At 41.0% G+C, this 11,975-nt stretch carries 6 protein-coding genes, 2 tRNA genes and 3 rRNA genes; 5 read left to right on the top strand and 6 right to left on the bottom strand.

What is annotated here, in order from left to right:
* Nucleotides 1–2: 2 nt before the first annotated feature.
* From LIX58_RS08700 to ilvA, 5 genes are read left to right on the top strand one after another with little or no spacing between them, the layout of a single operon-like run.
* Nucleotides 3–1,538 (top strand): 2-isopropylmalate synthase, encoded by a 1,536-nt coding sequence (locus LIX58_RS08700; protein ID WP_154838390.1) that lies wholly within the window; start codon nt 3–5, stop codon nt 1,536–1,538.
* Nucleotides 1,535–2,578 carry a 3-isopropylmalate dehydrogenase gene (leuB, locus tag LIX58_RS08695; protein WP_226386254.1) on the top strand — a complete coding sequence of 348 codons (1,044 nt, stop codon included), beginning with the start codon at nt 1,535–1,537 and terminating at the stop codon, nt 2,576–2,578. Before LIX58_RS08700 ends, leuB begins: the two co-directional genes overlap by 4 nt.
* An 18-nt stretch (nt 2,579–2,596) precedes the next feature.
* Nucleotides 2,597–3,967 carry a 3-isopropylmalate dehydratase large subunit gene (leuC, locus tag LIX58_RS08690; protein ID WP_226386253.1) on the top strand — a complete coding sequence of 457 codons (1,371 nt, stop codon included), beginning with the start codon at nt 2,597–2,599 and terminating at the stop codon, nt 3,965–3,967.
* 2 nt (nt 3,968–3,969) lie between these two features.
* Nucleotides 3,970–4,545, top strand: coding sequence for a 3-isopropylmalate dehydratase small subunit (gene leuD, locus LIX58_RS08685; protein ID WP_413470807.1), 576 nt, complete (start codon nt 3,970–3,972; stop codon nt 4,543–4,545).
* Between the two features lie 6 nt (nt 4,546–4,551).
* Complete coding sequence (gene ilvA / locus LIX58_RS08680; RefSeq protein WP_154838394.1) at nt 4,552–5,820, top strand: threonine ammonia-lyase IlvA; 1,269 nt, start codon at nt 4,552–4,554, stop codon at nt 5,818–5,820.
* A 423-nt stretch (nt 5,821–6,243) separates the two neighbouring features.
* On the opposite strand, the gene LIX58_RS08675 is transcribed toward ilvA, so the two are convergent.
* The 6 genes from LIX58_RS08675 to LIX58_RS08650 all read right to left on the bottom strand — a co-directional run bounded on the left by LIX58_RS08675 (nt 6,244) and on the right by LIX58_RS08650 (nt 11,940).
* Entirely contained in the window at nt 6,244–6,399 is a 156-nt protein-coding gene (locus tag LIX58_RS08675) for a hypothetical protein (protein ID WP_226386252.1), read from the bottom strand.
* A 166-nt stretch (nt 6,400–6,565) separates the two neighbouring features.
* Nucleotides 6,566–6,680, bottom strand: a 5S ribosomal RNA gene (gene rrf / locus LIX58_RS08670).
* 71 nt (nt 6,681–6,751) lie between these two features.
* Nucleotides 6,752–9,673 (bottom strand): 23S ribosomal RNA (locus tag LIX58_RS08665).
* 419 nt (nt 9,674–10,092) lie between these two features.
* A 16S ribosomal RNA gene (locus LIX58_RS08660) occupies nt 10,093–11,643 on the bottom strand.
* Together the 16S, 23S and 5S rRNA genes with 2 tRNA genes alongside form the textbook arrangement of a ribosomal RNA operon.
* A 120-nt stretch (nt 11,644–11,763) precedes the next feature.
* Nucleotides 11,764–11,837, bottom strand: a tRNA-Gly gene (locus LIX58_RS08655).
* Nucleotides 11,838–11,854: 17 nt separating this feature from the next.
* Nucleotides 11,855–11,940, bottom strand: a tRNA-Leu gene (locus LIX58_RS08650).
* Nucleotides 11,941–11,975: the final 35 nt, after the last annotated feature.

Raw genomic sequence — 11,975 nt, 5'->3', positions numbered from 1 at the left:
AAATGGAAAGCCATATTCAAATTTTTGATACTACATTAAGAGATGGAGAACAAACACCTGGTGTTAACTTTTCTTTTGATGAACGTTTAAAGATAGCTAAACAGCTTGAAAAATGGGGTGTAGATGTACTTGAAGCAGGATTTCCCGCTTCGAGTACAGGAAGCTTCAAGTCTGTTCAAGCCATTTCAAAAGCTTTGACTACTACTGCCGTATGTGGATTGGCACGTTGTAAAAAATCTGATATTGACGCAGTATACGAAGCAACTAAAGATGCAGTCAAACCAGTAGTGCACGTATTTATAGCAACCTCCCCTATTCACTTAAAACACAAACTGAAAATGACACAAGAAGAAGTGCTTGCATCTATCAAAGAACACGTAACTTATGCTAAGCAATTCTTTGATGTGGTTCAATTCTCACCTGAAGATGCATCTAGAACAGACATGGCATTTCTCATTCGATCTGTGCAAACTGCAGTTGATGCTGGAGCAAGTATAATCAACATTCCAGATACTGTTGGATATAGCTATCCTACTGAATATGGTCAAATTTTTAAATCTTTAATTGAAAATGTTAAATCAGAACATAACGTAGTTTATAGTGCACATTGTCATGATGATTTAGGTATGGCAGTTGCGAATAGTTTAGCTGCTATTGAAAATGGCGCTAAACGTATTGAAGGTACTGTGAATGGTATTGGTGAACGTGCAGGTAATACAGCACTTGAGGAATTGGCATTAGCATTATATGTTCGTCGCGATCATTACGGCATTGAATCAAACTTAGTCCTTTCTGAAACTAAAAACACTTCTGACCTTATTTCTAGATATGCAGGAATTCGTGTTCCTAGAAATAAAGCTATCGTTGGACAAAATGCATTTAGTCATGAGTCAGGTATTCATCAAGATGGCGTGCTTAAAAATCCTGAAACGTATGAAATTATGACACCTCAATTAGTCGGTATTCGTCAAAACGAATTACCATTAGGCAAACTTTCAGGGAAACATGCCTTTGCGGAAAAACTTAAAACACTAGGCTATGATATTAGTCCTGATGAACAAGTAGAGTTATTTAAACAATTTAAAGCCGTAGCCGACAAGAAAAAATCAGTTTCAGATAAAGATATTCATGCAATTATTCAAGGTTCTGAACATGAGCAGAATGCTATTTATCAACTTGAAACATTACAACTTCAATTTGTATCTAATGGCCTACAAAGTGCTGTCGTTGTTATTAAAGATAAACATGGTCATTTATATCAAGATTCAAGTATTGGCACAGGTTCTATCGTTGCTATTTACAATGCTGTTGACCGCATTTTCCAAAAAGAAAGTAAACTGATCGATTATCGTATTGAATCTGTTACAGAAGGTACGGATGCTCAAGCGGAAGTTCGCGTTGAACTTGTTATTGAAGGTCAACCAGTAAATGGTATTGGTATCGATCATGACGTTTTACAAGCCTCATGTAAAGCTTATGTGGAAGCTCACGCTAAATATGCAGCTGAAACTACTGAGAAGGAAGGTAATAAGTCATGACGTATTCTATTGTTGCTTTACCAGGCGATGGTATTGGTCCAGAAATTTTAAACGGAAGTTTAGAACTATTGAAATTAATTAGTAAGAAATATCATTTCACTTATACTTTAGAAAATTCTGATTTTGGAGGAGCTGCCATTGATTCACATGGCACTCCCCTTCCTCATGATACGCTAGTTGCTTGTGAAAAAGCTGATGCAATTTTGTTGGGTGCTGTAGGCGGACCTAAATGGACTGACCCTAACAATCGTCCTGAACAAGGTTTATTAAAGTTACGTAAGTCTCTAGGATTATTTGCGAATATCCGCCCTACTAAAGTTACAGAAGGTACGACACCATTTTCTCCTTTAAAAGAAGAACGCGTTAAAGGTACTGATTTAGTCATCGTACGCGAATTAACAAGCGGTATTTATTTCGGTGAACCAAGACATATTAATGAACATGAAGCACTTGATTCCTTAACCTATACGAAACAAGAAGTAGAACGCATTGCTAGGGTTGCATTTGAATTAGCTTCTCATCGTAAAAAGAAAGTAACTTCAGTGGATAAAGAAAATGTACTTGCTTCAAGTAAGCTTTGGCGTCAAACAGTAATTGAAGTTAGCAAGGATTATCCTGAAGTTGAACTTAATCATTTACTTGTCGATGCGTGTAGTATGCACTTAATCACAAACCCATCTCAATTTGATGTAATTGTGACTGAAAATTTATTTGGAGATATTTTAAGCGATGAAGCTTCAGTTATACCAGGGTCTTTAGGTCTGTCTCCTTCAGCTAGTTTTAGTTTAGAAGGTCCAAGATTATACGAACCTATTCATGGTTCAGCCCCAGATATTGCAAATCAAAATATTGCTAATCCTGTTGGTATGATACTCTCTTTAGCAATGTGTCTTAGAGAAAGTTTAAATCAAGAAAAAGCCGCTACCGAATTAGAAGACTATGTGTATACATTAATTAAAGAAGGTAGAACGACACCTGATTTAGATGGTCATTATAAAACATCTGATATTTTTAATTTATTAAAAGAAAAATATAACTAAAAGGAGGAGTACTTAAATATGGGACAAACACTATTTGACAAAGTTTGGGATAAGCATGTCTTAACTGGTAAAGAAGGCGAACCTCAACTCTTATATATCGATTTGCATCTTATACATGAAGTAACTTCTCCTCAAGCATTTGAAGGTTTAAGATTACAAAATCGTCAATTAAGACGCCCTGATTTAACATTTGCAACGCTTGATCACAATGTACCCACTATTGATATTTTTAATATTAAAGATGAAATTGCTAATAAACAAATTACTACTCTTCAAAAAAATGCTAAAGATTTTGGTGTTCACATCTTTGACATGGGCTCTGATGAACAAGGTATCGTTCATATGGTGGGACCAGAAACTGGTTTAACACAACCTGGAAAGACGATTGTATGTGGTGATTCTCATACTGCCACACATGGTGCATTTGGAGCTATTGCCTTTGGTATTGGGACAAGTGAAGTTGAACATGTCTTTGCTACTCAAACGCTATGGCAAACGAAACCTAAGAATTTGAAGATAGACATTAATGGCACACTACCCTCTGGTGTTTATGCAAAGGATATTATTTTATATCTAATTAGCAAGTATGGTGTCGACTTTGGAACTGGATATGCATTGGAATTTACTGGTGAAACGATTAAGTCACTATCTATGGAAGCAAGAATGACGATTTGTAATATGGCTATCGAGGGTGGCGCAAAATATGGACTTATGCAACCTGATGATATTACTTTCGAATATGTTAAAGGACGTCCATATGCTCAAAACTTTGAGAATAGTATAGATGATTGGCGTACACTTTATACTGATAACGATGCGCATTTTGATAAAGTGATTGAATTAGACGTCAGCAATTTAGAACCTCAAGTCACTTGGGGAACTAATCCAGAAATGGGTGTAGGTTTCGATACTCCTTTTCCAGAAATAAAAAATATTAATGATGAACGTGCATATCAATATATGGGTCTATCTCCTGGTCAAAAAGCAGAAGATATAGATTTAGGATATGTCTTCTTAGGCTCTTGTACAAATGCAAGATTATCTGATTTGATTGAAGCTAGTAAGATTGTTAAAGGTAAGCAAGTACATCCTAAAATTACAGCTATCGTTGTCCCTGGATCTCGCACTGTCAAAAAAGAAGCAGAGGCTATGGGCTTAGATACAATCTTTAAAGAAGCTGGATTTGAATGGAGAGAACCAGGTTGCTCAATGTGTCTAGGCATGAATCCAGACCAAGTTCCTGAAGGTGTACATTGTGCGTCTACAAGCAATCGTAACTTTGAAGGTAGACAAGGTAAAGGCGCAAGAACACATCTTGTATCTCCAGCAATGGCTGCAGCTGCTGCGATTAATGGGAAATTTGTAGATGTTCGAAAGGTGGTTGTTTAATTATGGAAATGCAACCTATTACGACTTATACAGGTAAAATAGTTCCTTTATTTAATGATAATATCGATACCGATCAAATCATACCTAAAGTACATCTAAAGAGAATTACTAAAATTGGATTTGGACCTTTCGCCTTTGACGAGTGGCGTTACTTACCTGATGGTTCTGATAATCCAGATTTTAATCCTAATAAACCTGAATATAAAGGTGCTTCTATATTAATTACAGGTGACAACTTTGGTTGTGGTTCTAGTCGTGAGCATGCTGCATGGGCATTAAAAGATTATGGCTTTAATATCATTATTGCCAGAGGATTTAGCGATATCTTTTATATGAATTGTACTAAAAATGGTATGTTACCAATTGTCCTTGATAAAGATGTTAGAGATTATTTAGCAACTCATACTGAAATTACAATAGACCTCCCTAATCAAACAGTTTCAACGCAAGAAAAGTCATTTCACTTTGATATTGATGAAACTTGGAAGAATAAATTGGTCAATGGTTTAGATGATATTGCTATTACGCTTCAATATGAAGATTTAATAGAAAAATATGAAAAACAAAGTAAGGGTTGATAGAATATGACATTAAAGACGACAGTGACATCAAAAGATATAGATGAAGCTTATTTACGTATTAAAAATATTGTTAAAGCAACGCCTTTACAATATGACCACTATCTTTCTCAAAAATATGATTGTAACGTCTATTTAAAAAGAGAAGATTTACAGTGGGTTCGTTCTTTTAAATTACGAGGTGCGTATAATGCCATTTCTATACTAGATCATAAAGCTCAAGCAAAAGGTATCACTTGTGCTAGTGCAGGCAATCATGCACAAGGGGTAGCTTATACTGCCAAAGCATTAGGATTAAATGCAGTTATCTTCATGCCAGTCACTACTCCACTCCAAAAGGTAAATCAAGTAAAGTTTTTTGGAGCTGAAAATGTCGAAATAGTACTTACTGGAGATACTTTTGATGATTGTCTTAAAGAAGCATTACAATATACTGAATTACATCAAATGACGTTTATAGATCCATTCAATAACATCCATACTATTGCAGGCCAAGGCACATTAGCTAAAGAAATTTTAGAACAATCTAAAGAAGATGATATTGTATTTGATTATTTATTTGCTGCTATTGGCGGGGGCGGATTAATTTCAGGAATAAGTACTTATATGGATGATTTCAGCCCTCATACTCAAATCATTGGGGTAGAACCTACAGGAGCAAGTAGTATGTATGAATCTGTAGTTGTTAACAATAAAATTGTCACTTTAGAGCATATTGATAAGTTTGTCGATGGTGCTTCAGTGGCTCGCGTTGGTGACATCACATTTGAAATTGCTAAACAGCATGTCGATGATTATGTCCAAATCGATGAAGGCGCTGTGTGTTCAACTATTCTTGATATGTATTCGAAACAAGCAATTGTAGCTGAACCAGCTGGTGCTTTAAGCGTTTCTGCTTTAGAAGCTTATAAGGATAACATTAAAAGAAAAAACGTGGTATGTATTGTAAGTGGAGGCAACAATGATATTAATCGTATGAAAGAAATTGAAGAACGTTCATTGTTATATGAAGAAATGAAACATTACTTTATCCTAAACTTTCCACAACGTCCTGGCGCGCTTAAAGAGTTTGTGAATGAGGTGCTAGGGCCACAAGATGATATTACTAAGTTTGAATATCTGAAAAAATCATCTCAAAATACTGGTACAGTTATTATTGGCATTCAACTTAAGAATCATGATGATCTTAATCAATTAAAAACAAATGTGCATGATTTCGATCCTTCGAATATTTATATCAATGAAAATAAAATGTTATATTCATTGTTGATTTAAGAGCAAAGTTAAATAGAAGTGTGCTAAGGTAGATATTCACTCGTTTAAGTTGTTTCGCTTTCCTGGGGCGCTGTCTCTAAAGTAGTTCTTAAATAGATTATCATTTCACTTAAGTTGAGATGCTTGCCTAGGGGGCTGGGTTGAGCCTTGGTCTTGTAAAGCAGTTCTTAGATAGATGTTCACTCGTTTAAGTTGTTGCGCTTTCCTGGGGTGCTGTCTCAGCCTGTAGTCTTCGACTAGCACTGCTCCCCTAGGAGTCTTCACAACTACACTTCGTAATCTATCTTAGAACTACTTACACAAGTGTTAAAGAAGCTGTGTTCATTTTTCTTTCTAGAACACTTTTTATAATTATAATAATTCTTTTATTTTATTAGACAGTGTGGTAGTTTCTCTACTTCACTGTCTTTTTTCTATATAGTCTCAATTTAATGACCTGCAACGTCCTACTCTAGCGGAACGTAAATCTGCTACCATCGGCGCTAAGGAACTTACTTTACTTTGAGGCAAGCGCTCGCATCTTTCTTCATTATCGTCTTTCGTTTGCTCATTTAGCTCAACTAAACTCGCTGCTCTCATTCCTCAATTCATCAGCTTCAATCGCTTTCTCTTCGTAAAGCTAAATAAACTCTTTCAAAATCTCTTCGAAATTTATATTTTTTTATTGCTCAGAAATTCTTTCTTTTCACCTACGGCTTTATAATTTTTTTAAGCATAAAAAAAGAGACCTTACGGTCTCGAAATTGCCTGGCAACGTCCTACTCTAGCGGAACGTAAATCCAACTACCATCGGCGCTAAGGAGCTTAACTTCTGTGTTCGGCATGGGAACAGGTGTGACCTCCTTGCCATTGTCACCAGACAAGTGAATGATTATACATTCAAAACTAGATAGTAAGTAAAGATTTTGCGTCGCAAAACTTTGAAAAAAAATTGATTAAGTCTTCGATCGATTAGTATTCGTCAGCTCCACGTGTCGCCACGCTTCCACCTCGAACCTATTAACCTCATCATCTTTGAGGGATCTTATAACCGAAGTTGGGAAATCTCATCTTGAGGGGGGCTTCATGCTTAGATGCTTTCAGCACTTATCCCGTCCATACATAGCTACCCAGCTATGCCGTTGGCACGACAACTGGTACACCAGAGGTATGTCCATCCCGGTCCTCTCGTACTAAGGACAGCTCCTCTCAAATTTCCTACGCCCACGACGGATAGGGACCGAACTGTCTCACGACGTTCTGAACCCAGCTCGCGTACCGCTTTAATGGGCGAACAGCCCAACCCTTGGGACCGACTACAGCCCCAGGATGCGATGAGCCGACATCGAGGTGCCAAACCTCCCCGTCGATGTGAACTCTTGGGGGAGATAAGCCTGTTATCCCCGGGGTAGCTTTTATCCGTTGAGCGATGGCCCTTCCATGCGGAACCACCGGATCACTAAGTCCGTCTTTCGACCCTGCTCGACTTGTAGGTCTCGCAGTCAAGCTCCCTTATGCCTTTACACTCTATGAATGATTTCCAACCATTCTGAGGGAACCTTTGAGCGCCTCCGTTACCTTTTAGGAGGCGACCGCCCCAGTCAAACTGCCCGCCTGACACTGTCTCCCACCACGATAAGTGGTGCGGGTTAGAAAGCCAACACAGCTAGGGTAGTATCCCACCAGCGCCTCCACGTAAGCTAGCGCTCACGCTTCAAAGGCTCCTACCTATCCTGTACAAGCTGTGCCGAATTTCAATATCAGGCTACAGTAAAGCTCCACGGGGTCTTTCCGTCCTGTCGCGGGTAACCTGCATCTTCACAGGTACTATGATTTCACCGAGTCTCTCGTTGAGACAGTGCCCAAATCGTTACGCCTTTCGTGCGGGTCGGAACTTACCCGACAAGGAATTTCGCTACCTTAGGACCGTTATAGTTACGGCCGCCGTTTACTGGGGCTTCGATTCGTAGCTTCGCAGAAGCTAACCACTCCTCTTAACCTTCCAGCACCGGGCAGGCGTCAGCCCCTATACATCACCTTACGGTTTAGCAGAGACCTGTGTTTTTGATAAACAGTCGCTTGGGCCTATTCACTGCGGCTCTTCTGGGCTTGCACCCTAAAGAGCACCCCTTCTCCCGAAGTTACGGGGTCATTTTGCCGAGTTCCTTAACGAGAGTTCGCTCGCTCACCTTAGAATTCTCATCTTGACTACCTGTGTCGGTTTGCGGTACGGGCACCTATTATCTATCTAGAGGCTTTTCTCGGCAGTGTGAAATCAACGACTCGAGGAAACAATTTCCTCTCCCCATCACAGCTCAATCTTAAGAGTGCCGGATTTGCCTAACACTCAATCTCACTGCTTGGACGTGCACTCCAACAGCACGCTTCGCCTATCCTACTGCGTCCCCCCATCGATTAAAACGATGTTAGGTGGTACAGGAATATCAACCTGTTATCCATCGCCTACGCCTGTCGGCCTCAGCTTAGGACCCGACTAACCCAGAGCGGACGAGCCTTCCTCTGGAAACCTTAGTCAATCGGTGGACGGGATTCTCACCCGTCTTTCGCTACTCACACCGGCATTCTCACTTCTAAGCGCTCCACATGTCCTTGCGATCATGCTTCAACGCCCTTAGAACGCTCTCCTACCATTGTCCAAAGGACAATCCACAGCTTCGGTAATATGTTTAGCCCCGGTACATTTTCGGCGCAGTGTCACTCGACTAGTGAGCTATTACGCACTCTTTAAATGATGGCTGCTTCTAAGCCAACATCCTAGTTGTCTGGGCAACGCCACATCCTTTTCCACTTAACATATATTTTGGGACCTTAGCTGGTGGTCTGGGCTGTTTCCCTTTCGAACACGGACCTTATCACCCATGTTCTGACTCCCAAGTTAAATTAATTGGCATTCGGAGTTTGTCTGAATTCGGTAACCCGAGAGGGGCCCCTCGTCCAAACAGTGCTCTACCTCCAATAATCATCACTTGAGGCTAGCCCTAAAGCTATTTCGGAGAGAACCAGCTATCTCCAAGTTCGATTGGAATTTCTCCGCTACCCACAGTTCATCCGCTCACTTTTCAACGTAAGTCGGTTCGGTCCTCCATTCAGTGTTACCTGAACTTCAACCTGACCATGGGTAGATCACCTGGTTTCGGGTCTACGACCAAATACTAAACGCCCTATTCAGACTCGCTTTCGCTACGGCTCCACATTTCCTGCTTAACCTTGCATCAGATCGTAACTCGCCGGTTCATTCTACAAAAGGCACGCCATCACCCATTAACGGGCTCTGACTACTTGTAAGCACACGGTTTCAAGTTCTCTTTCACTCCCCTTCCGGGGTACTTTTCACCTTTCCCTCACGGTACTGGTTCACTATCGGTCACTAGAGAGTATTTAGCCTTAGGAGATGGTCCTCCCAGATTCCGACGGAATTTCACGTGCTCCGTCGTACTCAGGATCCACTCAAGAGAGAATACGTTTTCAACTACAGGATTATTACCTTCTTTGATTCAACTTTCCAGATGATTCGTCTAACATATTCCTTTGTAACTCCGTATAGAGTGTCCTACAACCCCAATAAGCAAGCTTATTGGTTTGGGCTCTTCCCGTTTCGCTCGCCGCTACTCAGGGAATCGAATTTTCTTTCTCTTCCTCCGGGTACTAAGATGTTTCAGTTCTCCGGGTCTGCCTTCTGACAAGCTATGAATTCACTTGTCGATAACACGACATAACTCGTGCTGGGTTCCCCCATTCGGAAATCTCTGGATCAACGCTTACTTACAGCTACCCAAAGCATATCGTCGTTAGTAACGTCCTTCATCGGCTTCTAGTGCCAAGGCATCCACCGTGCGCCCTTAATAACTTAATCTAAATATAGTTATTAATCTGTGAGTGTTCTTTCGAACACTAGCGATTATTTTTTATGAATTCAAGCTTATTTAAAACTCTATTCACTCGGTTTTGCTTGGTAAAATCTATTTACTTACTTATCTAGTTTTCAATGTACAATTTAAATTATTTAGTCAATCGTTTTCATACTTCTTCGTTATCACAAATTTAAATGCTCATTTACGAAAGTAAACTGCGCTTTAAATTCATTCAACTCATTGTCTGAGAAACGATTTCTTTAAATAATATTTTCAACAATCACAATTAAATATTATATCAAATTATAATGTTTAATGCAATCATCATTTAATTTGAATGTTTGAAATAAACATTCAAAACTGAATACAATATGTCACGTTAATTCATCATCTCTACGAGATGTTCCGAATATATCCTTAGAAAGGAGGTGATCCAGCCGCACCTTCCGATACGGCTACCTTGTTACGACTTCACCCCAATCATTTGTCCCACCTTCGACGGCTAGCTCCAAATGGTTACTCCACCGGCTTCGGGTGTTACAAACTCTCGTGGTGTGACGGGCGGTGTGTACAAGACCCGGGAACGTATTCACCGTAGCATGCTGATCTACGATTACTAGCGATTCCAGCTTCATGTAGTCGAGTTGCAGACTACAATCCGAACTGAGAACAACTTTATGGGATTTGCTTGACCTCGCGGTTTCGCTACCCTTTGTATTGTCCATTGTAGCACGTGTGTAGCCCAAATCATAAGGGGCATGATGATTTGACGTCATCCCCACCTTCCTCCGGTTTGTCACCGGCAGTCAACTTAGAGTGCCCAACTAAATGATGGCAACTAAGCTTAAGGGTTGCGCTCGTTGCGGGACTTAACCCAACATCTCACGACACGAGCTGACGACAACCATGCACCACCTGTCACTTTGTCCCCCGAAGGGGAAAGCTCTATCTCTAGAGTTGTCAAAGGATGTCAAGATTTGGTAAGGTTCTTCGCGTTGCTTCGAATTAAACCACATGCTCCACCGCTTGTGCGGGTCCCCGTCAATTCCTTTGAGTTTCAACCTTGCGGTCGTACTCCCCAGGCGGAGTGCTTAATGCGTTAGCTGCAGCACTAAGGGGCGGAAACCCCCTAACACTTAGCACTCATCGTTTACGGCGTGGACTACCAGGGTATCTAATCCTGTTTGATCCCCACGCTTTCGCACATCAGCGTCAGTTACAGACCAGAAAGTCGCCTTCGCCACTGGTGTTCCTCCATATCTCTGCGCATTTCACCGCTACACATGGAATTCCACTTTCCTCTTCTGCACTCAAGTTTTCCAGTTTCCAATGACCCTCCACGGTTGAGCCGTGGGCTTTCACATCAGACTTAAAAAACCGCCTACGCGCGCTTTACGCCCAATAATTCCGGATAACGCTTGCCACCTACGTATTACCGCGGCTGCTGGCACGTAGTTAGCCGCGGCTTTCTGATTAGGTACCGTCAAGACGTGCACAGTTACTTACACGTATGTTCTTCCCTAATAACAGAGTTTTACGATCCGAAGACCTTCATCACTCACGCGGCGTTGCTCCGTCAGGCTTTCGCCCATTGCGGAAGATTCCCTACTGCTGCCTCCCGTAGGAGTCTGGACCGTCTCTCAGTTCCAGTGTGGCCGATCACCCTCTCAGGTCGGCTACGTATCGTCGCCTTGGTAAGCCGTTACCTTACCAACTAGCTAATACGGCGCGGGTCCATCTATAAGTGATAGCAAAACCATCTTTCACTTTTGAACCATGCGGTTCAAAATATTATCCGGTATTAGCTCCGGTTTCCCGGAGTTATCCCAGTCTTATAGGTAGGTTACCCACGTGTTACTCACCCGTCCGCCGCTAACGTCAGAGGAGCAAGCTCCTCGTCTGTTCGCTCGACTTGCATGTATTAGGCACGCCGCCAGCGTTCATCCTGAGCCAGGATCAAACTCTCCATAAAAAATTTATGATGTTTGATTAGCTCATAAAACTAAATAGTGTTTGTAACTTATAGTTACATTTATTGGAATTAACGTTGACATATTGTCATTCAGTTTTCAATGTTCATTTTTCATTTTAATGGAGCGGGTGATGGGAATCGAACCCACAACATCAGCTTGGAAGGCTGAGGTTTTGCCATTAAACTACACCCGCATATTTAATTTATTATTTGGTGCGGCCGAGAGGACTTGAACCTCCACGGGATTTCTCCCACTAGGCCCTCAACCTAGCGCGTCTGCCATTCCGCCACGACCGCTGGCAAAACGCATAATTAATATTTATTAATTATCG

This window comes from Staphylococcus sp. Marseille-Q1834, assembly GCF_916858875.1.
GTDB lineage: Bacteria > Bacillota > Bacilli > Staphylococcales > Staphylococcaceae > Staphylococcus > Staphylococcus pragensis.
This window is presented reverse-complemented; position numbering and strand designations above follow the sequence as displayed.